At 60.8% G+C, this 25,632-nt stretch carries 26 protein-coding genes and 1 riboswitch; of the genes, 13 read left to right on the forward strand and 13 right to left on the reverse strand.

Annotated elements, in window-relative coordinates:
• Window positions 1–107: 107 nt before the first annotated feature.
• The 5 genes from PSFL_RS13445 to tkt form a co-directional block, all read right to left on the reverse strand.
• Entirely contained in the window at window positions 108–443 is a 336-nt protein-coding gene (locus PSFL_RS13445) for an MliC family protein (RefSeq protein WP_397470166.1), read from the reverse strand.
• Between the two features lie 60 nt (window positions 444–503).
• The gene (locus PSFL_RS13450; protein WP_057440235.1) at window positions 504–728 is read right to left on the reverse strand and encodes a hypothetical protein; all 225 of its coding nucleotides are present in this window, start codon (window positions 726–728) and stop codon (window positions 504–506) included.
• Window positions 729–757: 29 nt separating this feature from the next.
• The gene (locus tag PSFL_RS13455) at window positions 758–1,921 is read right to left on the reverse strand and encodes a phosphoglycerate kinase (protein WP_057440234.1); all 1,164 of its coding nucleotides are present in this window, start codon (window positions 1,919–1,921) and stop codon (window positions 758–760) included.
• Window positions 1,918–3,003 carry an erythrose-4-phosphate dehydrogenase gene (epd, locus tag PSFL_RS13460; RefSeq protein WP_057960854.1) on the reverse strand — a complete coding sequence of 362 codons (1,086 nt, stop codon included), beginning with the start codon at window positions 3,001–3,003 and terminating at the stop codon, window positions 1,918–1,920. Before epd ends, PSFL_RS13455 begins: the two co-directional genes overlap by 4 nt.
• 138 nt (window positions 3,004–3,141) lie before the next feature.
• On the reverse strand, window positions 3,142–5,139 hold the full coding sequence (gene tkt / locus PSFL_RS13465) for a transketolase (RefSeq protein WP_057440233.1): 1,998 nt from the start codon (window positions 5,137–5,139) through the stop codon (window positions 3,142–3,144).
• 260 nt (window positions 5,140–5,399) lie between these two features.
• On the opposite strand from tkt, the gene PSFL_RS13470 reads away from it, so the two are divergent.
• From PSFL_RS13470 to PSFL_RS13490, 5 genes are all read left to right on the forward strand, one after another.
• Window positions 5,400–6,395, forward strand: coding sequence for a metalloregulator ArsR/SmtB family transcription factor (locus PSFL_RS13470; protein ID WP_315492142.1), 996 nt, complete (start codon window positions 5,400–5,402; stop codon window positions 6,393–6,395).
• Window positions 6,396–6,414: 19 nt separating this feature from the next.
• Window positions 6,415–7,605, forward strand: coding sequence for a methionine adenosyltransferase (gene metK / locus PSFL_RS13475; RefSeq protein WP_057960856.1), 1,191 nt, complete (start codon window positions 6,415–6,417; stop codon window positions 7,603–7,605).
• 248 nt (window positions 7,606–7,853) lie between these two features.
• Complete coding sequence (locus PSFL_RS13480; protein WP_057440231.1) at window positions 7,854–8,201, forward strand: DUF1090 family protein; 348 nt, start codon at window positions 7,854–7,856, stop codon at window positions 8,199–8,201.
• Window positions 8,202–8,299: 98 nt separating this feature from the next.
• On the forward strand, window positions 8,300–9,979 hold the full coding sequence (ligB, locus tag PSFL_RS13485) for an NAD-dependent DNA ligase LigB (protein ID WP_397470167.1): 1,680 nt from the start codon (window positions 8,300–8,302) through the stop codon (window positions 9,977–9,979).
• 80 nt (window positions 9,980–10,059) lie between these two features.
• A complete protein-coding gene (locus PSFL_RS13490; RefSeq protein WP_057440229.1) occupies window positions 10,060–10,455 on the forward strand; it encodes a DUF1090 domain-containing protein in 396 nt (131 codons plus the stop codon).
• 18 nt (window positions 10,456–10,473) lie between these two features.
• Here PSFL_RS13490 and PSFL_RS13495 read toward each other — a convergent pair whose 3' ends face one another.
• The gene (locus tag PSFL_RS13495; protein ID WP_057440228.1) at window positions 10,474–10,923 is read right to left on the reverse strand and encodes a cytochrome c; all 450 of its coding nucleotides are present in this window, start codon (window positions 10,921–10,923) and stop codon (window positions 10,474–10,476) included.
• 127 nt (window positions 10,924–11,050) lie between these two features.
• On the opposite strand from PSFL_RS13495, the gene PSFL_RS13500 reads away from it, so the two are divergent.
• Entirely contained in the window at window positions 11,051–12,232 is a 1,182-nt protein-coding gene (locus tag PSFL_RS13500) for a murein transglycosylase A (RefSeq protein ID WP_397470168.1), read from the forward strand.
• A 78-nt stretch (window positions 12,233–12,310) separates the two neighbouring features.
• Here the strand turns inward: PSFL_RS13500 and PSFL_RS13505 are convergent, their stop codons facing one another.
• On the reverse strand, window positions 12,311–12,697 hold the full coding sequence (locus PSFL_RS13505) for an MAPEG family protein (protein WP_169960122.1): 387 nt from the start codon (window positions 12,695–12,697) through the stop codon (window positions 12,311–12,313).
• A gap of 31 nt (window positions 12,698–12,728) precedes the next feature.
• The gene (locus PSFL_RS13510; RefSeq protein WP_057440225.1) at window positions 12,729–13,562 is read right to left on the reverse strand and encodes an EamA family transporter; all 834 of its coding nucleotides are present in this window, start codon (window positions 13,560–13,562) and stop codon (window positions 12,729–12,731) included.
• 234 nt (window positions 13,563–13,796) lie between these two features.
• Here PSFL_RS13510 and PSFL_RS13515 point away from each other — a divergent pair, with 234 nt between their 5' ends.
• Genes PSFL_RS13515 through PSFL_RS13525 form a run of 3 tightly spaced genes read left to right on the forward strand, consistent with a single transcriptional unit; the run spans window position 13,797 to window position 14,976 of the window.
• A complete protein-coding gene (locus PSFL_RS13515; protein ID WP_057440224.1) occupies window positions 13,797–14,123 on the forward strand; it encodes a helix-turn-helix transcriptional regulator in 327 nt (108 codons plus the stop codon).
• Window positions 14,120–14,554, forward strand: a complete 435-nt coding sequence (locus tag PSFL_RS13520; RefSeq protein ID WP_115129186.1) for a YeeE/YedE family protein — start codon at window positions 14,120–14,122, stop codon at window positions 14,552–14,554. The genes PSFL_RS13515 and PSFL_RS13520 overlap by 4 nt, the downstream gene beginning before the upstream one ends.
• A 2-nt stretch (window positions 14,555–14,556) precedes the next feature.
• Window positions 14,557–14,976, forward strand: a complete 420-nt coding sequence (locus PSFL_RS13525; RefSeq protein ID WP_397470274.1) for a DUF6691 family protein — start codon at window positions 14,557–14,559, stop codon at window positions 14,974–14,976.
• A 58-nt stretch (window positions 14,977–15,034) separates the two neighbouring features.
• Here the strand turns inward: PSFL_RS13525 and PSFL_RS13530 are convergent, their stop codons facing one another.
• From PSFL_RS13530 to PSFL_RS13540, 3 genes are all read right to left on the reverse strand, one after another.
• On the reverse strand, window positions 15,035–15,922 hold the full coding sequence (locus PSFL_RS13530; RefSeq protein ID WP_057440222.1) for a formate/nitrite transporter family protein: 888 nt from the start codon (window positions 15,920–15,922) through the stop codon (window positions 15,035–15,037).
• Window positions 15,923–15,993: 71 nt separating this feature from the next.
• Window positions 15,994–17,925, reverse strand: a complete 1,932-nt coding sequence (locus PSFL_RS13535; RefSeq protein ID WP_397470169.1) for a patatin-like phospholipase family protein — start codon at window positions 17,923–17,925, stop codon at window positions 15,994–15,996.
• A 98-nt stretch (window positions 17,926–18,023) separates the two neighbouring features.
• Window positions 18,024–18,428 (reverse strand): acyl-CoA thioesterase, encoded by a 405-nt coding sequence (locus tag PSFL_RS13540; protein WP_057440220.1) that lies wholly within the window; start codon window positions 18,426–18,428, stop codon window positions 18,024–18,026.
• Between the two features lie 198 nt (window positions 18,429–18,626).
• Window positions 18,627–18,734: riboswitch (S-adenosyl-L-homocysteine riboswitch) on the forward strand.
• 21 nt (window positions 18,735–18,755) lie between these two features.
• Here PSFL_RS13540 and ahcY point away from each other — a divergent pair.
• The 4 genes from ahcY to PSFL_RS13560 all read left to right on the forward strand — a co-directional run bounded on the left by ahcY (window position 18,756) and on the right by PSFL_RS13560 (window position 24,223).
• Window positions 18,756–20,165, forward strand: a complete 1,410-nt coding sequence (gene ahcY / locus PSFL_RS13545) for an adenosylhomocysteinase (protein WP_397470170.1) — start codon at window positions 18,756–18,758, stop codon at window positions 20,163–20,165.
• 175 nt (window positions 20,166–20,340) lie between these two features.
• The gene (gene metF, locus PSFL_RS13550) at window positions 20,341–21,186 is read left to right on the forward strand and encodes a methylenetetrahydrofolate reductase [NAD(P)H] (RefSeq protein WP_057440341.1); all 846 of its coding nucleotides are present in this window, start codon (window positions 20,341–20,343) and stop codon (window positions 21,184–21,186) included.
• A 129-nt stretch (window positions 21,187–21,315) separates the two neighbouring features.
• A complete protein-coding gene (locus PSFL_RS13555) occupies window positions 21,316–22,119 on the forward strand; it encodes an ABC transporter substrate-binding protein (protein ID WP_198817245.1) in 804 nt (267 codons plus the stop codon).
• Between the two features lie 223 nt (window positions 22,120–22,342).
• Window positions 22,343–24,223 (forward strand): DEAD/DEAH box helicase, encoded by a 1,881-nt coding sequence (locus PSFL_RS13560; protein ID WP_057440348.1) that lies wholly within the window; start codon window positions 22,343–22,345, stop codon window positions 24,221–24,223.
• Window positions 24,224–24,451: 228 nt separating this feature from the next.
• Here the strand turns inward: PSFL_RS13560 and PSFL_RS13565 are convergent, their stop codons facing one another.
• Window positions 24,452–25,030 carry a YceI family protein gene (locus PSFL_RS13565; protein ID WP_057440349.1) on the reverse strand — a complete coding sequence of 193 codons (579 nt, stop codon included), beginning with the start codon at window positions 25,028–25,030 and terminating at the stop codon, window positions 24,452–24,454.
• A gap of 32 nt (window positions 25,031–25,062) precedes the next feature.
• The gene (locus PSFL_RS13570) at window positions 25,063–25,614 is read right to left on the reverse strand and encodes a cytochrome b (protein ID WP_057440350.1); all 552 of its coding nucleotides are present in this window, start codon (window positions 25,612–25,614) and stop codon (window positions 25,063–25,065) included.
• Window positions 25,615–25,632 lie beyond the last annotated feature (18 nt).

Genomic DNA, 25,632 nt, shown 5'->3' on the forward strand with positions numbered 1-25,632 from the left:
TCAAGTTATTGCAGATCAAGGGGTTGAGCCTTGGCCTGCTGAATCGTTATTGCAGGGTGCGGTTCGCAATCTTTATCGAATTGGAACCGGATCCCATGTGCTCTGTATTACTGGGCCTTGCAGCCCCGGCCGATCAAATCATCGGTGGCAACCCAGTAAACCAGGCCTTCCTCACCTTTTGTGTGAAACGCCAGTTGCTCATTGCTGTACAGCGCGCCGGAAGCGGCCACATCTTCCTTGAGGCGATACACCAGGTCGGAGCCGCCGAGGCGCACATCCACCTGCTTGTGGTCGGTATCAACAAACCGCCAGTTCACCTCGGCCTGGCTGTCGCATACCCAGGTGGTCCATGGTTCTTGATGCGCTGGTGCCTTGTTGAACATGTTCAGGTTGGCACAACCGGCCAATAGAGCCAGTGCTGCCAGGGCGATAACGCCTTTCATTGCCAATCCTCGAACGGCGGCCCGAGGCCGCCACTGCTGTCGGTTAGTGAATCAGACCCATCAAGGGCAACCCTGTTCCTTACCTTTGGGCGGGGAATCGTATTTCTCCAGCCCGTCGGGCCCTATGCGCTTGCTGATCACCGGCATGGTTTCAGCCTGCCAGTCGGCCTGGTAGCAGCCCTTGTGCGGTGCAGCCCCTGGGGCGTCGTCTGCCGGCGCCTTGGGCGCGCTGCCGCAGCCAGCCAACAGGCCTGCTGCAATCACCAGCGCGAATGGCTTGATCATGGGAATGCTCCTTTTCCAGGCTGCGGGTCTCAGCCCTTGGCTCGACTTTCCAGCACTTCAACGGCTGGCAGGACCTTGCCTTCGACAAACTCAAGGAACGCGCCACCACCGGTAGAAATGTAGGAGATCTGCTCAGCAACGCCATACTTGTCGATGGCCGCCAGGGTGTCGCCACCGCCGGCAATGGAGAATGCCGAGCTTTCAGCAATCGCCTTGGCCAGCACTTTGGTGCCGTTGCCGAACTGGTCGAACTCGAACACACCGACCGGGCCGTTCCACAGGATAGTCCGGGAGGCTTTCAGCAGCTCGGCGAAGTTGGCCGCCGTTTGCGGGCCGATATCCAGGATCATGTCGTCAGCCGCCACATCTGCGATCAGCTTGACGGTCGCTTCGGCGCTTTCGGCAAATTCCTTGGCAACCACCACGTCCACCGGCAGCGGTACGCTGACCTTGGCCGCGATGGCACGGGCGGTGTCCAACAGGTCCGGCTCGTACAGCGACTTGCCTACCGGATGGCCAGCAGCGGCCAGGAAGGTATTGGCAATGCCGCCGCCCACGATCAGTTGGTTGCAGATCTGGCTCAGGCTGTTGAGCACGTCCAGCTTGGTCGACACCTTGGAACCGGCCACGATGGCAGCCATTGGCTGGGCTGGTGCGCCCAGGGCCTTGCCCAGTGCATCCAGCTCGGCAGCCAGCAACGGGCCAGCAGCGGCCACCTTGGCGAACTTGGCCACGCCATGGGTCGAACCCTCGGCGCGGTGCGCGGTGCCGAAGGCGTCCATCACAAACACGTCGCACAGCGCAGCATATTGCTGGGCCAGTTCGTCGCTGTTCTTCTTCTCGCCTTTGTTGAAGCGCACGTTTTCGAACAGCACGATGTCGCCGGCCTTGACGTCAACGCCGCCCAGGTAGTCAGCCACCAGCGGCACTTCGCGGCCCAGGGCCTTGCTCAGGTAATCGGCTACAGGCTTGAGGCTGTTTTCGGCGGAGAACTCACCTTCGGTCGGACGACCCAGGTGGGAGCAGACCATCACGGCCGCGCCTTTTTCCAGGGCCAGCTTGATGGTCGGCAGCGAAGCCAGGATTCGCGCATCGCTGGTGACTACACCGTCCTTGACTGGGACGTTGAGGTCTTCGCGAATCAGTACGCGCTTACCTTGCAGATCGAGGTCGGTCATCTTCAACACGGTCATGGTCGCAGTTCCTGAATTACTTGATTTTGAAGGGCTAATTTTGAAGAAGCGATGTGCAGATAATGTTCCGCAACATCCAGCATGCGGTTGGCAAAGCCCCATTCGTTATCGAACCAGGCCAGGATATTCACCAGCCTGGGGCCGGAAACGCGGGTCTGGCTGGCATCGACGATGGCCGAATGCGGGTCGTGGTTGAAATCACAACTGGCGTGCGGCAACTCGGTGTACGCCAGCAGGCCTTTGAGCGGGCCGCTGGTGGCAGCCTCGCGCAGGATCCGGTTGACCTCGCTGGCGTCGGTGTCGCTGACAGTCTGCATGGTGATATCCAGGCACGACACGTTCACCGTCGGCACGCGCACTGCTTTGGCCTGGATTCGCCCGGCAAGTTCCGGCAGCAGGCGTTCAATACCACGAGCCAGGCCGGTGGACACCGGAATCACCGACTGGAACGCCGAACGGGTACGGCGCAAGTCTTCATGGTGATAGGCGTCAATCACCGGCTGGTCGTTCATCGCCGAGTGAATAGTGGTAATCGACACATATTCCAGGCCAATCGCCTGGTCCAGCAGGCGCAACAACGGCACACCGCAGTTGGTGGTGCAGGAGGCGTTGGACACCAGCAACTCGTCACCGGTCAGGCAGTCCTGGTTGACCCCATAGACGATAGTGGCGTCGACATCCGCCTCGCTGGCCATCGGCTGGGAAAACAACACGCGCGGCGCGCCGGCGTCGAGGAACCGCTGGCCATCGGCCCGGGTGTGGTAGGCCCCGGAGCATTCCAGCACCAGGTCGACGCCCAGCGCCGCCCAGTCGATGCCCTCGGGCGTGGCACTGCGCAAAACCTTCACGCAGTTGCCATTGATATGCAGACAATCGCCGTCGATCCGCACTTCGCCGGGGAACCGGCCGTGGGTGGAGTCGAAGCGCGTCAGGTATTCGATGCTGGCCATGTCGGCCAGATCGTTGATGGCGACAATTTCAAACCCGGCCGCCGCCCCTCGCTCGAACAGCGCACGCAAGACGCAACGACCAATCCGGCCGTAGCCGTTGAGTGCAACTTTGTAGGGACGGGGTTGAGGCATGGGGTTCTCGATCAATGTTCGTTCAGTGTTGAATGTTCCATCGCTATCGCGGGCAAGCCCGCTCCCACATTAGACCGAGATCCAAATGTGGGAGCGGGCTTGCCCGCGATGGCGCCAGTACAGACAACGCAGACTGACTTAGTCTTCCAGCAGCTCTTCAGCCTGACCCAGGATGTTTTCCAGGGTGAAACCGAACTCTTCGAACAACGCTGGCGCCGGCGCCGACTCACCGTAGGTGGTCATGCCGATCACGCGACCTTCCAGGCCCACGTACTTGTACCAGTAGTCGGCATGCGCCGCTTCGATGGCAATACGCGCGCTGACCTGCAACGGCAGGACCGATTGCTTGTAGTCGGCGTCCTGGGCTTCGAACACGCTGGTGCACGGCATGGACACAACGCGCACGTTGCGGCCTTGGGCGGTCAGCTTGTCGTAGGCCTGAACGGTCAGGCCCACTTCGGAACCGGTGGAGATCAGGATCAGCTCCGGCTCGCCAATGCAGTCCTTGAGCACGTAGCCACCACGGCTGATGTCGGCGATCTGCGCGTCAGTACGCACTTGGTGTTGCAGGTTCTGACGGGAGAAGATCAGCGCCGAAGGGCCATCCTTGCGCTCGATCGCGTGCTTCCAGGCCACCGCGGATTCCACCGCGTCGGCTGGGCGCCAGCAATCCAGGTTCGGCGTGGTGCGCAGGCTGGTCAGTTGCTCGACCGGCTGGTGCGTCGGGCCGTCTTCGCCGAGGCCGATGGAGTCGTGGGTGTACACATGGATCACACGCTTCTTCATCAGCGCGGCCATGCGTACGGCATTGCGCGCGTATTCCATGAACATCAGGAAGGTCGCGCCGTAAGGCACCAGGCCGCCGTGCAGGGCAACGCCGTTCATGATGGCGCTCATGCCGAACTCGCGCACGCCGTAGTACATGTAGTTGCCGCTGGCGTCTTCAGCCGAGACACCTTTGCAGCCTTTCCACAGGGTCAGGTTGGAACCGGCCAGGTCAGCCGAACCGCCGAGGAACTCAGGCAGCAACGGGCCAAAGGCGTTCAGGGTGTTCTGGCTGGCTTTACGGCTGGCGATGGTCTCGCCCTTGGCCGCGACTTCGGCGATGTAGGCCGAGGCTTTTTCCGAGAAATCAGCAGGCAGGTCACCGGCCAGGCGGCGTACCAGTTCGTTGGCCAGCTCAGGGAACTCTGCGGAGTAGGCCGCAAAACGCTGGTCCCACTCGGCTTCTGCGGCGCGACCGGCTTCCTTGGCGTCCCACTCGGCGTAGATATCAGCCGGGATTTCGAACGGGCCATGGTTCCACTTCAGCGCTTCGCGGGTCAGGGCGATTTCCGCGTCACCCAATGGGGCGCCGTGGCAGTCTTCCTTGCCTTGCTTGTTCGGCGAACCGAAGCCGATGGTGGTCTTGCAGCAGATCAGGGTCGGCTGCTCGCTTTTGCGCGCGGTTTCGATGGCGGTCTTGATCTCTTCCGGATCATGGCCGTCAACATTGCGGATCACCTGCCAGTTGTAGGCTTCGAAACGCTTTGGCGTGTCGTCGGTGAACCAGCCTTCGACTTCGCCGTCGATGGAGATGCCGTTGTCATCGTAGAAAGCAATCAGCTTACCCAGGCCCAGGGTGCCGGCCAGGGAGCTGACTTCATGGGAAATGCCTTCCATCATGCAGCCATCACCCAGGAACACGTAGGTGTGGTGGTCGACAACATTGTGGCCAGGACGGTTGAACTGCGCCGCCAGGACTTTTTCTGCCAGGGCGAAGCCCACAGCATTGGCCAGGCCTTGGCCCAGGGGACCGGTGGTGGTCTCGACGCCTGGGGTGTAGCCGAATTCCGGGTGGCCCGGGGTGCGGCTGTGCAGTTGGCGGAACTGCTTGAGGTCGTCGATGGACAGGTCATAGCCGGTCAGGTGCAGCAACGAATAGATCAACATCGAGCCATGGCCGTTGGACAGCACGAAGCGGTCGCGATCGGCGAACGACGGGTTGCTCGGGTTGTGTTTCAGGTAGTCACGCCAAAGTACCTCGGCGATATCCGCCATGCCCATTGGGGCACCGGGATGGCCGCTGTTGGCTTTTTGCACGGCATCCATGCTGAGGGCACGAATGGCGTTGGCACGCTCACGACGGCTGGGCATCGCTGATCTCCTGGAGGTTGAATAAAAGAAACGGAAAAAAGGACCGGCATTTTCCCTCAGCCAAGGCCTCAGGGGCAATGACAGATACCGACTTATGTAGGTTTTTCCTGTGGTTTGGACTGCATTGGCGGCAAGAACACTTCCCGCCGTTCGTCTAAAGGTTATAGCGCCTGCTTATAACCACCGATTATCGACCAATATCAAAACTTTTTGATATTGGCCTTGCGAGGATTTGACCTCATCACTAGACTGCTGGCCTTATGAACTTACCTGCGCCTTCCATTCGCCCCGACGATTGCGATGAGCTGGCGGCCCTGTGCAAGGCCGGCGGTGATCCGCTGCGCCTGAATGTACTGCGCGCCCTGGCCAACGACTCGTTTGGTGTGCTGGAACTGGCGCGGATCTTTGCCATTGGCCAGTCCGGTATGAGCCACCACTTGAAAGTGCTGGCCCAGGCCCACCTGGTGGCCACCCGCCGTGAAGGCAATGCGATTTTTTACCGTCGCGCCCTGCCCCACACCGATTTGCTGGGTGGCAAGCTGCACGCTGCATTGCTCGAAGAAGTGGACAACCTGGCCCTGCCGGCTGACGTGCAGTCGCGAATCGCCCAGGTCCACGGGCAACGCGCTGCGGCCAGCCAGGACTTTTTCTCCCGGGTGGCGGACAAGTTCCGCGCCCAGCAGGACCTGATTGCCGGGCTGCCTCAATACCGCGAAAGCGTATTGGCGCTGCTCGACAAGCTGGGCTTCAACCCAGGTGCCACGGCGCTGGAAGTCGGCCCGGGCGACGGCGGGTTCCTGCCGGACCTGGCACGACGCTTCCACCAGGTGACGGCGCTGGACAACAGCCCGGCCATGCTGGAACTGGCGCGCCAGCTGTGCGAGCGCGAGCAATTGGGCAACGTCCGCCTGCAACTGGCCGATGCCTTGAATGAGGTCGGGCTGCAAGCCGATTGCGTGGTGTTGAACATGGTTCTTCACCATTTTGCCGCGCCGGCCGATGCTCTCAGGCAGATGGCCGGTTTGCTGCAGCCGGGTGGCAGCCTGCTAGTAACTGATTTATGCAGCCACAACCAGAGTTGGGCCAGGGAGGCCTGCGGTGATCTATGGTTGGGGTTTGAACAGGACGATCTGGCCCGTTGGGCCACCGCTGCGGGACTCGTTCCCGGGGAAAGCCTGTATGTAGGCTTACGTAATGGTTTCCAGATTCAGGTCCGCCACTTTCAGCGGCCAACTGGCGACACTCACCATCGGTAAATATCAGGAAAACATCGAGATGAGCGAATATTCCCTTTTCACCTCCGAGTCCGTGTCTGAAGGGCATCCGGACAAAATCGCCGACCAGATTTCTGATGCGGTGCTGGACGCCATCATTGCTGAAGACAAGTTCGCCCGCGTGGCGTGCGAGACGCTGGTGAAAACGGGCGTGGCGATCATCGCCGGTGAAGTCACCACGTCGGCCTGGGTCGACCTGGAGCAGATCGTCCGTGACGTGATCACCGACATCGGCTACACCAGCTCTGACGTCGGCTTCGACGGCGCGACCTGCGGCGTGATGAACATCATCGGCAAGCAGTCGCCCGACATCAACCAGGGTGTCGACCGCGCCAAGCCAGAAGACCAGGGCGCCGGCGACCAGGGCCTGATGTTCGGCTACGCCAGCAACGAAACCGACGTGCTGATGCCTGCACCGATCACCTTCTCGCACCAGTTGGTCAAGCGCCAGGCCGAGGCCCGTAAATCCGGGCTGCTGCCTTGGTTGCGCCCGGACGCCAAGTCCCAGGTGACCTGCCGTTACGAAGGCGGCAAAGTGGTGGGCATCGACGCGGTGGTGTTGTCGACCCAGCACAATCCGGAAGTCTCCTACAAAGACCTGCGCGAAGGTGTGATGGAGCTGATCGTCAAGCACGTGCTGCCTGCCGAACTGCTGAGCAAGGACACCCAGTTCCACATCAACCCGACCGGCCAGTTCATCATCGGCGGCCCGGTGGGCGACTGCGGCCTGACCGGGCGCAAGATCATCGTCGACAGCTACGGCGGCATGGCCCGTCACGGCGGTGGCGCGTTCTCTGGCAAGGATCCCTCCAAGGTTGACCGCTCGGCAGCCTATGCCGGTCGTTACGTGGCCAAGAACATCGTCGCCGCTGGCCTGGCCGAGCGTTGTGAGATTCAGGTGTCCTACGCTATTGGTGTGGCCCAGCCTACGTCGATCTCGCTGAACACCTTCGGCACCGGCAAGATCAGCGATGACAAGATCGTCAAGCTGGTGCGTGAGATCTTCGACCTGCGTCCGTACGCAATCACCACCATGCTCGACCTGCTGCACCCGATGTATCAGGAAACCGCGGCCTACGGCCACTTCGGTCGTACCCCTGAACAGAAGACCGTCGGCGACGACACCTTCACCACGTTCACCTGGGAAAAAACCGACCGCGCCGACGACCTGCGCACCGCTGCCGGCCTGTAATCGCAGCACGTAGCACCCAAAGCCCCGCCGGTTTTCCCGGTGGGGCTTTTTGTTGCGCTTTTTTGCGGGTGGGGGTTAGCGCGACGGCGAACCTGGCAAATAGTTCACATTTATTGGATCCAAACCTTGCAGGCTAAATGATGGCCCACTAGAATTCGCGCCCTCCCGAGCCCTTAACCACATTGGATACTGCACTGCGCCTGCTCGGGACAGCCAAGTGCGCAGGCAATCGAACATTGAGGTTTTTCATGCGTATTTCCACCTTCGCTCCTGCTGCCGTACTGCTCAGCCTGTTCGCCCTGCCAGTGCAAGCCGCTGACCTGAGCGGCCTGACTGGCGCCCTGACTTCCCAACTGGGCGGCGCTACCGGCAACTGCGAAAAACAGAGCCAGGAGCTGCAAGCCAAAGTCGACGCCGCCAAAGCCAATGGCGAAGACCTGAAAGTGAAGGCCATGCAGGCAGCACTGGACCAGGTAAACAAAGGTTGCAAAAAAGTCGGCGAGTCCCAAGGCAAGCTCGACGAAACCGCGCAAAAGCAGCAGGCCAAGGCTGACAGCAACGACACCGTGAAAGCCCTGGGCGGTCTGTTCAAGTAAGCAGAAACACCCGGTAAAAAGCCTCGCGCCTGCGGGGCTTTTTTATGGGCGTTTGCTTGCTTTAGGCTGGGCGCCCCTTCAGAGCAAGGATGCTCATGATGACACCACGCCTGCTGACCTACCTGCTGTTGATGCTCTTCCCTATCGTCGCTTGGGCGCAGGGCTGCCCGGACTGGCAAGCCGACAAGGCCCGGGACGAAATCACCGCCCTGCAACGACAGATCGACCTGTGGGACGACAGCTACCACCGACTCGGCCAATCCCTGGTCAGCGACGAGCTCTATGACCAGGCCCGCATGCGCCTGGAGCAATGGCGGGCTTGCTTTGCACAGGCGCCGTCACCTGCGCAAAATCCCCTGGCCAGCTCGCGGGGCACTGTCGCCCATCCCGTCCCGCACACGGGCCTTGAGAAGTTGGTCAACGACCGCGCCGTGGCAGACTGGATCGGCACACGCAGCGACCTGTGGATACAACCCAAGGTCGATGGGGTGGCCGTGAGCCTGGTCTATCGTGGGGGTCGCCTGGCCCAGGTGATCAGCCGCGGCGACGGCCTGTTCGGCCATGACTGGACGGACTCGGCCCGCAAGATCCCCGGCCTTGTGCAACAACTGCCCGAGGCCATCGACCTGCTCTTGCAGGGCGAGCTGTACTGGCGCCTGGACGCCCATATACAAGGGGAGACGGGCGGCATGAATGCCCGCAGCAAAATCTCCGGGCTGATGAACCGCCAACACCTCAATGACGCCGACGCCGCCGGCATCGGCCTGTTTGTCTGGGCCTGGCCGCAAGGGCCGGCGGACCTCAAGCAGCAGTTGGACACGCTTGCACACTGGGGTTTTACCGACAGCCGTCGCTACAGCCAGCCCATCGACACCTTCGAGCAGGCCCGTCACTGGCGAGCGTTCTGGCATGGGCACCCGTTGCCCTTCGCCACTGATGGCGTGGTGCTGCATCAAAGCCAGCGCGCCCCGGCCGAACGCTGGCAGGCCAGTACGCCTTACTGGGCTGTTGCCTGGAAATACCCGGTCATCACAGCCCTGGCCCATGTGCGCCAGGTGCAGTTCAAGATCGGCCGCACCGGCCGTATCACCCCGATCCTGGAACTGCACCCGGTAATGCTCGACGATCGCCAGATCAAGCGCGTCAGCATCGGCTCGTTGAAACGCTGGCAACAACTCGATATCCGGCCCGGCGACCAAGTGTCCATCAGCCTTGCCGGCCAAGTGATTCCCAGGCTCGACCAGGTCATCCTGCGCAGCTATCCACGGGTCGATGTCGCAGCCCCGGTGGCGGGCGACTTCCATCACCTGAGCTGCTTGCGTCTGGCCCCGGCCTGCGAGGAGCAACTGCTGGCCCGACTGACCTGGCTCAGTGGCAAGCAGGGGCTGGATCTGCCACACATTGGCCGCGAGACCTGGAACTCCTTGATCCAGGCCGGTCAAATCAGCGGTTTGGTGGATTGGTTGAACCTTGATGAGACAGAGCTTGCTACCATTGACGGATTCGGCGACCGCAGCACGACGCGCCTGCTTGCGAGCCTGCAGACCGCACGTCAGCGACCGTTCGCTCAATGGCTGATGGCGCTGGGGGTTCCACCGACCGCCCGCAATAACCTGGTGGGTGGCTGGCATGCCCTGGCCGCCCGCGACACGCAAGCCTGGCAGGCCGAGGCAGGAATCGGCCCGGGACGCGCGGCGCAGTTGAGCGCCTTTTTTCGCGACCCTCAGGTGGTGGCCATGAGCGAAACACTACGGGCTGCCGGGATCGACGGTTTTTAGGCCCGGCCCGCTACATTCATCGGTACCGGCAGAAATCATCCTGCCCACCTGACAACGATCTTGTTTATTTTGGAGTTTTTATGAAGTTTCTTGCACCGCTTGCCCTGTTGACCGTCACCAGTTTTCTGACCACTCCCTTGCTGGCTGCCGAGACAGCCCCGCAACTGACCGGTTGCGCTGCCAAGCGCCAGGCCATCAGCCTGCAGATCGAACAAGCCAAGGCCCATGGCAACAGTGAGCAACAAGCCGGTCTGGAAAAAGCCTTGAGCGAAGTCACCGCCCACTGCACCGACGCCTCCCTGAAAAAGGAACGCGAGAACAAGGTGCTGGATGCCAAGCACGAAGTCAGCCGTCGTCAGGCTGACCTCGACAAGGCCATGAAAAAAGGCGACTCCGAGAAGATCAACAAGCGTAAGGACAAGCTCGCCGAGTCGCGCAAAGAGCTTCAGCAAGCCCTCGACGACCTGGACAAGTAAGACGCATCCGACCGAGCCTCAATGGTCGCGAAACTGCTTATGACAGGCGCTGCACGCATCTTCGACTTTCTGCACGGCCGGCTTCAGGTCACTGGCTTTGTAAGGCTGCACCTGGCTGGCGATCACCAACTCACCGGTGGCCGCCTCAAGGTTGCGCGCCAGTTCCTGGAACTGGGCCTGTTTCTGCCATACATCGTCCTTGGCACTGGTGTGATCTTCTTCGCGCACCGTTGGAAAGTGCTTCCACGGCTCATGGGACAGGGTGTCGAGCTTGACCGCACCCTCGGCAAATTTCGCCCCGTCGAACGGAATACGGCCGCGCAGCATGCCACCCAGGTCTTCGCCGGTCTTGAGCATCTGCTTGAAGATGGCCTTGCGCTGGCCCAATGGCGAGTTCGGATCCACGCCGCCGCAGGCGGTCAGCGTCAAAGCGGCCAGCAATACAACAGTCAGTTTTTTAAAAGTCATGGTGGCTCAGGGTCACGGGAAACGGCGGCCAGTATCCCCGCCCCGCCCGGAAAGACCAATAGCCCTATTAATAATATGGACGCTTGTGCCGTAATCGGTACCGGCTACCGCCTCGGGAATTACTTGCATGAATAACCTGTTGACCCCCTGGAGCCGCCGACTGGCATGGGCTCTGCCGATGATCGCGCTGCTCGCCGGATGCGACGGTGGCAACGCCCCGACCCCCAAGCCCGAGCCGGAAAAACCCCACGCCGTGGCGACCTATGTCAGCGCCACCTGGGAAGCCCTGCCGGAAGTTTCGGACACTGACCTGCAAGCCGGCTTCGAATCCTGGCGCAGTGCCTGCCAACGCCTGAAGAACGATCCGGTGTGGGGCACCACCTGCGCTGCCGCGGCCAATGTGCCGGGCAATGCCGGTGATATCCGGGGTTTCCTCAAGCAACAGCTGGACGTGTATGGCTTGCGCTCGGCAGACAACACGCCCAATGGCCTGATCACCGGCTACTACGAACCGGTCTACCCTGGCAGCCTTACCGAAACCAAGACCGCCCATGTTCCTGTGTACGGGGTGCCGGACGACCTGATCATCGTCAACCTGGAAAGCATCTACCCGGAGCTCAAGGGCAAACGCCTGCGTGGGCGCCTGGAAGGGCGGGTACTCAAGCCCTATGACGATGCCGGCACCCTCAACCAGCAAGGCTCCAGCGCCAAGCCCATCGCCTGGCTGACCCACCCGATGGACCTGCAATTCCTGCAAATCCAGGGTTCGGGCCGTATCCAGTTGGCGAACGGTCGTCAACTGCGCGTGGGCTATGCCGACCAGAACGGTTTCCCCTACCGCCCTATCGGCCGCTGGCTGGTGGAGCAAGGCGAGTTGAAGAAAGAAGAAGTGAGCATGGGCGCCATCAGTGCCTGGGCCAAGTCCCATCCCGAGCGGATCCCGGAGTTACTGGCGAGCAACCCCAGCTACGTGTTCTTCAGCACCCGGCCCGACAGCAATGAAGGCCCGCGCGGCTCGCTGAACGTACCGCTGACCGCAGGCTACAGCGTGGCCGTAGACCGCAAGGTGATCCCACTGGGCAGCCTGCTGTGGTTGTCCACCACCCGTCCCGATGGCGCACCGATCGTACGGCCGGTAGCGGCCCAGGATACGGGGGGCGCGATTGTCGGTGAGGTGCGTGCAGACCTGTTCTGGGGCACGGGTGATGCAGCGGGCGAGCTGGCCGGGAACATGAAGCAGCAAGGCCAGATCTGGATGCTGTGGCCCAAGGGTGCGGCGCTGCCTCAAGTGCCGGACGCGCCTTTGTAGGAGCCGGTTTACCGGCGATGGCGGTTTCAAATCCGCCATCGCTGGCATGCCAGCTCCCACAAGGGTTGGCTGCGTGCCTTAGATCGAAGCGAAGAAGAAGCTCGCAATCAACGCCATGCCCACAAACCACACCAGCGAACGCAAGATCGCCCAGTCCGCCAGGTAGCAGATGATGTACAGCAGGCGGCTGGTGATAAACAGCACCGCCAGTACGTTGATGGTCACCAGTTCCGCGTTGCCCGCAAGGTGGGCAATGATCACCGCTGCGGCAAACGCCGGGGTCACTTCAAAGCTGTTGAGCTGTGCGCTATGGGCGCGTTTGGCAAAGCCTTCGAGGGTTTCCAGGAAGGCCCGGGGGTCGTGGTTCTGCCGGGGCCCGAATTTGCCACCACTGAACTTGGCCACGCCAGTACACAGGTAAGGCAGAAAAATTGCGATCAACACACACCAGAAAGCAACAGTCATCACTCATTCCTTTTTTAGTTTTATCCGCTGGTTAGAGTTTCATCACGAGCATGCCGATCAGTACCAACCCACAGGCTAAGAGCCGGGAGCGGCCGAAAGGTTCTTTCAGGTAACGCATACCGAACAACACCACCAGGATCACGCTGACTTCTCGCAGCGCGGCGGCCTCGGCAATTGAGCCCAACTGCATGGCCCAAAGCACCAGAGCGTAGCTCAACAACACGCACAACCCCACGCTCAGCCCCAACCGCCATTGCGTGCGCCAAAACAGGCTGAACGCCGCGCGCTTGCGCACCATGGCCAGCAGGGGAAAGGGCCAGGCACTGAGCAGGGTCAGCCATACCAGATAGTCCAACGGGTGCGACCAGCGCCGCAGCGCCTGGCCATCAAGGAAGGTGTAGCAGCCGATGCACAGGCCGATCAGCGCCACCACCGGCAACATCGACCAGGGCAGCCGCTCCCCGCCACCGCCCTGCCAAAGCAGGCACAGCATGCCGAACGGGATCAGCAGGATGCCGACAATCTGCTGGGTACTGAGCACTTCCCCGGCAAACACCAGGGTCAACGCCAGCACCACCAGCGGTGATAAGCCGCGCATCAGCGGATACACCAGCCCCAGGTCGCCAACGCGGTAGGCCTGGATCAGCAGGTAGCGATAGAGCAACTCGAACAAGGCCGATGCGATGATCCACGGCCAGATTTCCAGGGGCGGCAACGACACAAATCCCACTGCCAGCAGAACAAACAACAGGGCCACGCTGTCCATGCAGGCGATCACCAACAGGCGCTCGCCGCTGAACTTGATCAAGGTGTTCCACGTCGCATGCAACAGCGCCGCTACCAGCACCAAGGCTGTCGCAACCACAGGGAGCCCCTTGTCAGAATGGCCAGATTTGATTCGTCATGTGTCAGCACCCTGCACGCTTATGTGGGTTTCCGCTTTATCGGCCTGCCACCCACCATCGGTGGATAAGGTTTAGTCTCACTGGCGTCGACTTTTTCAGGTCTGGATACAGGCTACACCCGTCTAGACACCACAGCCTTAGCTGCTCACTATGTAAATATATATATTATATAAACACTAAATGAGTCAGCAGTCATGCCACCTCTTGAACATGAACTTGATATCCAGCAACTGCGAGCTAGTGCTGAAGCCGCTGGCCAGCTACTGAAAGCGCTGGCAAACCCTGAACGATTGCTCCTCCTCTGCCAGTTGTCGCAGGGCGAGCTAAATGTTACCGATTTAGAGGCCTTGTCAGGCATTCAGCAACCTACGTTGTCTCAGCAACTCGCGGTGCTACGTCGCAAGGAGATGGTGGAAACGCGACGGGCAGGAAAGCAAGTCTATTACCGAATCAGCAGCTCTGTAGCGCTCGCGGTGATCCATGTCCTTTATCAGCACTTCTGTGCAGGAGATGCAAAATGAGCATTGATTGGATCAACTTTACGCCTTGGACTTCCGTAGGCGGAGGGGCCTTGATAGGGCTGGCGGTTAGCTTGTTTGTTCTCGCAAATGGCCGTATCGCAGGAATCAGTGGCTTGATTGGAAGCGTGATGCATTTTGGCAGTGAAGGCTGGAGCGAAAAGGCGCTATTTCTTCTTGGCCTGGTGATGGCGCCATTGTTGTGGGGGGCGTTTACCGTATTGCCGGAAATCGAGATCAAGGCAGAGTGGCCGGCCCTGATTATCGCAGGCCTGCTCGTCGGTGTGGGAACTCGCTACGGCTCCGGTTGTACAAGCGGTCATGGTGTTTGTGGGATCTCTCGATTGTCTCCCCGCTCCATTGCAGCAACGATCTGCTTTATGTTCGCAGGCATTGCAACGGTGTACATCATTCGTCATGTGGTGGGAGCATGAAGATGATCAAGTCGAGCGCATTTTTTGCAGGGCTGATCTTCGGCCTGGGTCTACTCCTGGCAGGCATGGCGAACCCCGCCAAGGTATTGGCTTTTCTTGATGTGGCCGGGGCCTGGGATCCGTCACTCGCACTGGTGATGGGAGGAGCTATCGCAGTGGCGGTTATTCCCCTGAGTTGGGCGCGCAAGAACAAGCGATCGTTGCTAGGTGCCCCCATGCAGTTACCGATTAGCCGAGAGTTGGATACCCGCTTGATTGGCGGCAGCCTGGTGTTCGGTATAGGTTGGGGAGTTGCGGGGATCTGCCCTGGGCCAGCCGTCGCTATTCTGCTTACGGGGCATGGGCAAATCATCATATTCGTATTGGCCATGTTGGCCGGTATGTACGTGCTCTCTCTATTGGATCGTCGACGCACGACCTGATTAGGCGATAGACGTGAAAGCGAATGACCCAGGCTGAACCCCAGGCCACGTCTGAACATCACTGATCCTTGTCGATCGACTGCGGATGCCTCGGGTCCGCAGCCTGCTTGCCCGGCAGGCTGCCTTCGCTGCGAATCTGCGCATGGCTGATCAGCGCGAAGATAAAACTGCCGCCGATGATATTGCCCGCCAGGGTCGGCCCGGCAAATACCAGCCAGAAGTCCTTCCACGGTAGCTCGCCGGCAAATACCAGATAGGACACCTCCGCCGAACCGACGACAATGTGGGTGAAATCACCCAGGGCCATCAGGTAGGTGATCAGGATAATGATCCACATCTTGGCGCTTTCCATGGACGGGATCATCCACACCATGGTGGCGATCATCCAGCCGGAGACGATGCCTTTGGCAAACATCTGGCCCGTGTCGTTCTCCATGACCTTGCGCCCGATGTCGAGGAAGGCCAGGTCGGTCTTGGTGTCGAAAATAGGCAGGTGCAGCATCACGTAGGCCACCAGCAAGGTGCCGCAAAGATTGCCCACCAGTACCACCGTCCACAACCGCAGCAGGCGCCCGGCATTGCCCAGGGTCGGCTTGCTCATCACCGGGAGCACGGCGGTCAGGGTGTTTTCGGTGAACAGTTGCTGGCGCGCAAGGATCACCGCGAGAAAACCTGCGCAGTAGCCAAAGCTGGCAATCACCTTGAAGCCTTCACCGCCCGGCAGGCGGGAGTTGAGCAGCCCCATGGCCATCAATGACAAGCCCATGGTCAGGCCGGCGGCCAGCGCCGACCACCACAGCGCCGCGACGCTGCGCTCCAGTTCCTGGTCGCCCTGGGTGCGAATGATTTCATGCAGCACCGCTGCCCTGGGCGGTTGGTTCTTGTCCACATCCTGCTGCTCTTCCTGCGACAGGTTGGGAGTTTTGCCGTCTTTTTGGGTGGCCATGATGTTCCAGTGTCCAAGGGGTGCCTGTAGCTACGACACGCTGGCGCAGTGGCTGTTCAGTGGCCGGAGAACTAAAGCGGGATGCGCCAGGCCTTGGCCATTTCCACGGTGGTCGAGCTCAGTGGCTTGGACCAGGGTTTATTACGCGCACCATAGTGTTCAATGATGTCGTCGAGCACCCGATTGAACTCGGCCGGCGTCGTTGCCGTGGCCAGGTCGCGCGCGGCCCGCTGCAGAAGCTCGACGTTGGCGGCCGTCTGGCCTGCACGGTAGAGGGAGGGGTAGATGACTTCGCGGGTGAAGTTGTCGGCTTTTACGGCAATATCCCGTCGCTGCATTTGAGCCACGGCACTGGTCATGACCTTGGAGGTTGGCGTGGAAGCCCCCTGATTGTGCTTGGCAACCACCTGCAACAGTTGCTGGAAGTTATGCTGCCCAGGGGCGTTAAGCCGCCGCCCCAACCACTCGATATGCTGGGGCCGGGTAACCAGTGCATCCAGGTTACGCAGCGCAGAGAGCAACCCAGGCGTGAAGACCAAAGTATTGCCTGCCTTGTTGGCCTCGGTAATCGCTGCGTCCAGAGCTTGCAATGCCTGCTGTGCCTGCTTGCGAAAACGCAGCACATTCGCCGCGGCGGGATCCTTCTGGAGTGCCACTTGCACGCTGGCAAGCATTGCATCGTCCATCGCCAGCACCGCGTCGTCCAATGACTCGAACAAGTGCCGCTCACGCACCTTGCTGCGCTGCTCCTGGTGCTGCGTCACCGCTTGCCGGGCCTGGGCCTGCAAATGCTTTTTCTGCTCGGCGGTCATGGTGAAATTGACCGTGCCACTGAGCAGGCCACTAACGTCACCTTTGGCGGATTTGAGCGGCAGCACCACGGTTTGCTCGTTAAATTCCTTGAGGCGTTGCTGTTGATAGGCGCCTGCAGCCGTATGGGCAGTGCCTGTCAGTTTGTCCGCAACAGCGCTTATGACGCTGCCGCTCTTTTTCTGCGATGCAGGAGCCTGGGACTCGAATTTGACGATCAACGACTCCGGCTGGCTCAGCGGGCTCTCGGGAAACGAGCGCTCGATCACCCCGGGTGCCGGGGTGTTGAGCACCAAGCCACCGTCCTGGAAAAAAGTGGTTTCACCCACCGCCTGAAACCCATGGCCTTGCTCGGCAGGGCTTTTGAACAGTCCCGGTAGGGAGCCCGAGATATGCGCGGCGCGGGCAATGTCCATATCCGGGGTCAGGCTGGCGTTGAACACCACCAACTGCGGGCGACCATCGAACATGCCGGTCCCCGTGATGTTCAGTTGCTTGATCGCCGGGATATGCCTGCTCAGCACGTCAAGATCAGCAAAGGTCGGTGCCCCTCCGGCGCTCAGCCTGTCGGCGATTTTCATCACTTCGTCGGGGCGGGCTGCCCTGGGCATGGCGGCAATATGGGCCAGGATCGACTTGCGTGACTCGTTACGGATCAAGTCTTCGAGCGAGTGCGCCTGGGTTTGCAGGCGCGGCATCATCGTCAGCAGCAATTGGGAAATGTTGCCCGCCGGGCCTGGCAGGCGCCCGGCAAGTTTGCCGAGGCTCGCCCCGGCATTTTGCAGCCAGGCCGTCACAGGGTTGGGGCTGTTGAGCAGGCTGGGCAGATCAATGCTGTTTGAGAGCGTGCCGAAGGCCTTGGCTCCCATGCCACTGGCCAGCAGCGCTGCAGAAATCGCACCGGCAGATGAACCAGAAATGGCAGAGATGCCTGGCAGTGTTCCGGTTTCTTCAAGGGCCTGGACCATCCCGGGGAAGGCGATGCCCTTGGCACCACCGCCGCTGAGTACCAGATGGCTGACCGCAGGGGGTGACAGCACCACCTCCACCTGCCCCTTGCTGTCTCGAAACAGGCTCAGCTTTCGCGGGCCGACGCCCTCGACCAAGGGTGTCTTGTTGCCTTGGGCGGGGGGCGGCGGGGGTTGCCGCGATGACGGCTGAGTCTTGGCAGCCGGGTTGGCGGTCACTTTCATTGCGGGCTCTCTCTACAGGATGTGGTCCTGAGTGCAGAGAAAGCCTGGAAGCGATCCACCCGGACAGATTTGGTAAATCAAATCAGGCCGGGCCGGGGTTACTCAGTGAGGTTGTCATCCTGGAACTGGTCTTTCACGTACTTGATCTCGGTACGCCCGTGGGGTGCCGGCAGACCGTCTTCGCCGAGGTTGACGAAGACCATTTTTTCCACGGTGAGGATGCTTTTGCGCGTGATCTTGTTGCGCACTTCACAGGTCAGGGTGATGGAGGTGCGGCCAAACTCGGTGGCGGTGATGCCCAGCTCGATGATGTCGCCCTGGCGCGAGGCGCTGACAAAATTGATCTCGGAGATGTACTTGGTCACCACACGCTGGTTGCCCAGTTGAACGATGGCGTAGATCGCCGCTTCTTCGTCGATCCAGCGCAACAGGCTGCCACCGAACAGGGTGCCGTTGGGGTTGAGGTCTTCGGGTTTTACCCATTTGCGGGTGTGGAAGTTCATGTTCACTCCAAAGCGTCTTGCCGAATGATGGGCAACATCATGGCAGAGCGCCGGCCCAAGCTCTATGAGCCATTGCCTATCAGCACCATGAACGATCTTCATGCCCCCGACAGAAAGGCTTGGGAAGTCAGGCGCAGGCAGCTATAATCGCCACCGCTTCAAAACGGTCATCTGTGACTGATACCGTTCTCCCGCCACCTGTCCGAGGGGCGCTGCAGCAGGCCCTGGCCTGTCAGGCTCGGATGGGGCGTTGCCCGGCCGGGTTGTCCTGGCTGGATACTAAACGCACAACGGCGCCCATTCGCACACTACGAATGGAGGCTCTTCATGAGCGCTGTAATCACGCCTGCAGGTTTTACCGACTACAAAGTCGCCGACATGTCCCTCGCTGCCTGGGGCCGTCGCGAAACCTTTATCGCCGAATCCGAAATGCCAGCCCTGATGGGTCTGCGCCGCAAGTACGCCGCTGAACAGCCGCTCAAGGGCGCGAAGATTCTCGGCTGCATCCACATGACCATCCAGACTGCCGTGCTGATCGAAACCCTGGTTGCCCTGGGTGCCGAAGTGCGCTGGTCGTCCTGCAACATCTTCTCGACTCAGGACCAGGCCGCTGCCGCCATCGCAGCCGCTGGCATCCCTGTCTTCGCCTGGAAAGGCGAGACCGAAGAAGAGTACGAGTGGTGCCTGGAGCAAACCATCCTGAAAGATGGCGCGCCTTGGGATGCCAACATGATCCTCGACGACGGCGGCGACCTGACCGAGCTGCTGCACAAGAAGTACCCGGCCATCCTGGACCGCGTCCATGGCGTGACCGAAGAAACCACCACCGGCGTACACCGCCTGCTGGACATGCTGGCCAAGGGCGAGCTGAAAATCCCGGCCATCAACGTCAACGACTCGGTGACCAAGAGCAAGAACGACAACAAGTACGGCTGCCGTCACAGCCTCAACGATGCGATCAAGCGCGGCACCGACCACCTGCTGTCGGGCAAGCAAGCCCTGGTGATCGGCTACGGCGACGTGGGCAAGGGTTCGTCCCAGTCCCTGCGTCAGGAAGGCATGATCGTCAAGGTCTCCGAAGTTGACCCGATCTGCGCCATGCAAGCCTGCATGGACGGTTTCGAAGTGGTCTCGCCGTTCATCGACGGCCAGAACGACGGCACCGAAGCGAGCATCGACAAAGCCATGCTGGGCAAGATCGACCTGATCGTGACCACCACCGGTAACGTCAATGTGTGCGATGCCAACATGCTCAAGGCCCTGAAAAAGCGCGCCGTGGTGTGCAACATCGGGCACTTCGACAACGAGATCGACACCGCTTTCATGCGCAAGAACTGGGCATGGGAAGAAGTCAAACCTCAGGTGCACAAGGTTCACCGTACCGGCGCTGGCGATTTCGACCCACAGAACGATGACTACCTGATCCTGCTGGCCGAAGGCCGCCTGGTAAACCTGGGTAACGCCACTGGCCACCCAAGCCGCATCATGGATGGCTCGTTCGCCAACCAGGTACTGGCGCAGATCTTCCTGTTCGGCCAGAAATACGCCGACCTGTCGCCCGCCCAGAAAGCCGAGCGCCTGACCGTGGAAGTACTGCCGAAGAAACTCGACGAAGAAGTGGCCCTGGAAATGGTCCGCGGCTTCGGCGGCGTCGTGACGCAACTGACCAAGACCCAGGCCGACTACATCGGCGTGACGGTTGAAGGTCCGTTCAAGCCGCACGCCTACCGCTACTGATCGGCCTGTTGCCTGCTCTCCATGTGGAGGGCAGGCTTCTGTGGGAGCGGGCTTGCTCGCGAAAGCGATGTTTCAGTATCAGGTATGTTGACTGAAACTCCGCTTTCGCGAGCAAGCCCGCTCCCACATTGACGGTGTATGTCTTCCGGTTTTTTGAGTTTCCAAGGGTATGACCATGTCCCAAGACCGTCGCTACAGCTTCGAGTTCTTCCCGACCAAGACCGATGCTGGGCATGAAAAATTGATGGCGACTGCCAAGCAGTTGGCCAGCTACAACCCCGACTTCTTCTCCTGCACCTACGGCGCAGGCGGCTCGACCCGTGATCGCACGATCAACACCGTGCTGCAACTGGAAAGCGAAGCCAAAGTGCCCGCCGCACCGCACCTGTCGTGCGTAGGCGACAGCAAGGCCGACCTGCGCAGCCTGCTGACCCAGTACAAGGCCGCCGGCATCAAACGTATCGTCGCCCTGCGCGGTGACCTGCCATCCGGCATGGGCATGGCCAGCGGCGAGTTGCGCTACGCCAATGACCTGGTGAGCTTCATTCGTGAAGAGACTGGCGACCACTTCCATATCGAAGTGGCCGCCTACCCGGAAATGCACCCTCAGGCGCGCAATTTCGAAGACGATCTGCGCAACTTCGTACGCAAGGCCGAAGCCGGCGCCAACAGTGCGATCACCCAGTACTTCTTCAACGCCGACAGCTACTTCTACTTCGTCGAGCGCGTGCAGGCCCTGGGTGTGAATATCCCAATCGTGCCGGGCATCATGCCGATCACCAACTACAGCAAGCTGGCGCGCTTCTCTGACGCCTGCGGTGCAGAAATCCCACGCTGGGTACGCAAGCAGCTGGAAGCCTATGGCGATGACGTCAAAAGCATCCAGGCCTTTGGCGAGCAGGTCATCAGTGAAATGTGCGAAACCTTGCTGCAAGGTGGCGCGCCGGGCCTGCACTTCTACACCCTGAACCAAGCTGACCCGAGCCTGGCAATCTGGAACAACCTCAAGCTGCCACGCTGAGGCTGCCCCTTTGTACCGCCAGCCGGGATTCCTTCCCGGCCCGGCGGCACAATAAAAGTTCAGGTTTGCGGCCTGAAGATCCCCGATCCAGAGCTTCTCTTTAACCTGCGACAGTCGTAACCTCAGGGTATGCCCGTCATTTTCCAGCTGTTGACCGCTGTCCTTTTCACTTGCCTGAGCCTGACCGCCCACGGCGAGAAATTGCGCATTGTCACCGAACCCTGGGCCCCTTACGTCTACGAAGAAAACGGCCAGATGCGCGGGCTCGACTACGAGGCCACCGTCATCGTGTTCGAGCGTCTGGGGATCGAGGTGCAATGGCAGTTCCTGCCCTGGAAACGTTGCCTGGCCATGCTCGACCAGGGCCTGGCCGATGGCGCGCTGGATATTTTCCACAGCCACGAACGCGACGCGGCGCTGCTTTACCCCAGCGAGCCGCTGTCCCAGGTTGAGTTTGTGATGTTCTACGCCAACGAGCGCCCACATCCGTTCCAGACCCTGGATGACCTCAAAGGGCTGACCATCGGCACCTCCCCCGGCTACCTGTATAGCGCCGCGTTCAGCGAATCCACCCTGTTTACCCGCGAGCCGGCCCCCAGCCATGAGGCCAACTTCGGCAAACTGGCCCGTGGCCGGATTGATCTGGTGATCACCGACCGCCGGGTTGGCCAACATGTGCTCAAGGAGTTGGGCCTGGAACACCACGTTACCCAGGCGTCGCCGGTGATCAGCAGCCAGAAACAATTCCTCGCCGTACGCCGTGGCGCGGGCATGGACTTGCTGGTGCAGCGCTTTGGTGCCGAGCTCAAGCGCTTCAAGCAAGAGCCCGCCTATGCCGCCCTGAGTGCAAAATATGCCGGCAACAGTGCCAAAACTGCCCCCTCGCCGCCGCTGGAGCAAACCGTTGAGCAGCAGGAAAGCGGCGCGCGGTGATTGCTCTGTTATACTCCGGCCTTTCCGCCAGGCTTACGCCCGGCCGTTGTGGTCGTATAACAGGCATCCAACCCCGCTACTGCGCAGCTTTGCAGCCCGCGCGAGCCGTTGGAGTGCCTGCCAGCCCCAGCAGGACCGGACGGGGTTGCGTTCCTCTAAACGCGATTCGCGCCCGGCAAGATTATCCCTTTGGGCCAAGCCCTAACTACAAACAGGATTACTCATGTCCTTTGCTTCCCTCGGTCTCTCCGAGGCTTTAGTCCGCGCCATCGAGGCAGCGGGCTATACCGAGCCTACTCCGGTGCAACAGCGGGCTATTCCCGCCGTGTTGCAAGGTCGCGACCTGATGGTCGCGGCTCAGACAGGTACTGGTAAAACCGGCGGCTTCGCCCTCCCGATTCTGGAGCGGTTGTTCCCCAATGGTCACCCGGACAAATCCCAGCGTCACGGCCCGCGCCAACCCCGCGTACTGGTCCTGACCCCTACCCGCGAACTCGCCGCACAAGTGCATGACAGCTTCAAGCTGTACGCCCGCGACCTGAAGTTCGTCAGCGCCTGCATCTTCGGCGGCGTCGGCATGAACCCCCAGGTTCAGGCCATGTCCCGTGGGGTTGACGTGCTGGTCGCCTGCCCTGGTCGTTTGCTCGACCTGTGTGGCCAAGGCAGCGTCGATCTGTCCCACGTGGAAATCCTCGTGCTGGACGAAGCCGACCGCATGCTCGACATGGGCTTTGTCCATGACGTGAAGAAAGTCCTCGCGCGCCTGCCGGCCAAGCGTCAGAACCTGCTGTTCTCGGCAACGTTCTCCAACGACATCACCGCCCTGGCCGGCAAGCTGCTGCACAACCCCGAGCGCATCGAAGTCACGCCGCCCAACACCACGGTCGAGCGTATCGAGCAGCGGGTGTTCCGCCTGCCAGCCAGCCACAAGCGCTCGCTGTTGGCCCACCTGATTACCGCCGGTGCCTGGGAACAAGTGCTGGTGTTCACCCGCACCAAGCATGGCGCCAACCGCCTGGCCGAGTACCTGGACAAGCACGGCCTGACCGCCGTCGCCATCCACGGCAACAAGAGCCAGAACGCGCGGACCAAGGCCCTGGCCGACTTCAAGGCCGGCTCCGTACGGATCTTGGTCGCCACCGATATCGCCGCCCGCGGCCTGGATATCGACCAACTGCCGCATGTGGTCAACTTCGAACTGCCAAACGTCGATGAAGACTATGTGCACCGTATCGGCCGTACTGGCCGTGCCGGTCGTTCGGGCGAGGCCATTTCCCTGGTCGCCCCGGATGAAGAAAAACTGCTGAAAAGCATCGAGCGCATGACCAAGCAGAAAATCGCCGACGGCGACCTGATGGGCTTCGATGCCAGTACTGTAGAAGCCGAAAAACCGGAAGTGCGCGAGCGTCCGGACGTGCGTAACCCGCGCAACCCACGTGGTCCTAAGGGTGATGGCCCGAACGGCGGCGGTGGTGGCGGTGGTCGTCGCGACAAAGGCAAGGACAAGGGTGGCAAAGACAAGGCACCTACCAACGGCCGTGGCGAACGCCCAGCCCGCGAGCAAAAGCCCCGCGAAGGCACCCCGGCCCGCGAACAGCGCCAGCCGAGCCAGCCGCCACGCGCCGCAGCCGACCGCGCACCGGACGAGTTCCTCGACGATGACGTGGATAACTTCGGTAACCGCGTGGACTACGTGCCACAGGCCAAACCGGCCCAGGGCCGTGGTCGTCGCCCAGGTGCCCCGGCACCGGGCGCTGGTGCAGGCGCTCCGCGCACCGGCGGCCAGCCACAGGGTCGCCAGAACGGTCCGCGCAGCAGCAACGGCGCTACCACCGGCACCCCACCGGCCAAGCGCAATGGTCCGCGTAACGGCGCACCGCGTGATGGCCAGGCCCGTCGCGAAGAGTCGCGCAACCGCCGCCCTGCACGTGATGAGCAGCCACGCGCCTCGGAACCTGCCGTGCAGAACCCGCGCAGCGGCACGACGCCGAAGATCATCCACAAGGAGTCGAAAAGCGATCGCTTCCCGACACCTGAGCAGTTGGATCAACTGCCAGGCCGCCCTCGTGGTGAAAAACCAGCGTTGCTGACCCGCAACCGCTGATTTTCAAAGCACCATGAAAAATGCCCCGCATCGAAAGATCCGGGGCATTTTTATGGGCTCGACAACGATCAACTGTAGGTGCTGGCTTGCCTGCGATGACGGTACTTCAGCCTGCATCGCAGGTGGCTGACCTGCCGCTATCGCAGGCAAGCCAGCTCCTACATTGAGCGTATTCCAGGCTAAAAAAAACCGGATCTCACGATCCGGTTTTTTATGCAGCCTGCGAATTTACTTCGTTTTGACACCTTCCAGCGTGATGTCCAGGTCTACAGTCTGGGAAGTCGGGCCAGGGCCTTTGACGCCGAAGTCATTCAGGTTCAGCGTAGTCTTGGCGTTGAAGCCAGCACGTTCGCCGCCCCACGGATCCTTGCCTTCACCGTTGAACGTGGCCTTGAAGGTCACAGGCTTGGTCACACCGTGGAAGGTCAGGTCGCCAGTCACATCAGCCGTTTTTTCGCCGGTTGGTTTAACTGCGGTCGAAACGAACTTGGCATCGGCGAACTTGCCAACGTCCAGGAAGTCCTTGCTGGCGATGTGCTTGTCACGTTCAGCGTGGTTGGACCACAGGCTGGCGGTTTTCACGTCGACGGCGATTTTGCTGGCTTCAGGCTTGGCGGCATCCCAGCTGAACGTACCATCCCAGTCCTTGAAGGTACCGTGGATGTAGCTGTAGCCCAGGTGGCTGATTTTCCAGTCGATGAAGGCGTGCTGGCCTTCCTTGTCGATCTTGTAATCAGCAGCCATCACCTGACCGGCAGACAGCAGAGCAGTACCGATTGCCAGAGCGGCGAGAGTCTTTTTCAACATGCTTTCTATTCCTTGTGAGTCGAGGTTGAACATCAGGCTTTGCGACCCAGCATACGAACCAGGGTCGCGTCACGATCAATGAAGTGGTGTTTCAACGCGGCCACGCCATGCAGGCCGGCAAACACCACCAGCACCCAGGCCAGGTAAAAATGCACCAGGCCGGCTACGTCTGCCTGGTCCGGTAGACCGGAAACCACGGCAGGAATTTCAAACAGGCCAAACACCGGGATCCCGACACCGTCTGCGGTGGAAATCAGGTAACCGGCAATCATCACGGCAAACAAGCCGACGTACAGGAACGCATGGCCAAACGCCGCGCCTATACGTGTCATGCGGCTATAGCTGGCCAGTGCGGGCGGCGGCGGGCTGAGCAGGCGCCAGACAATCCGCACCAGCATCACGGCGAATAGCGTAATACCGATGCTTTTGTGCAAGTCCGGGGCGTCTTTGCGCCACAGGCTGTAGTAGTCGAGGCCGACCATCCACAGGCCCAGCGCGAACAAACCAAACACCACCAGCGCCACACTCCAGTGGATAACGATGCTGACCCAGCCGTAGCGGGTCGATGTGTTTCGTAGTTGCATTCCCCAAATCCCGTAAGA

The organism is Pseudomonas sp. DD1 (assembly GCF_044510355.1).
Lineage (GTDB): Bacteria > Pseudomonadota > Gammaproteobacteria > Pseudomonadales > Pseudomonadaceae > Aquipseudomonas > Aquipseudomonas shahriarae.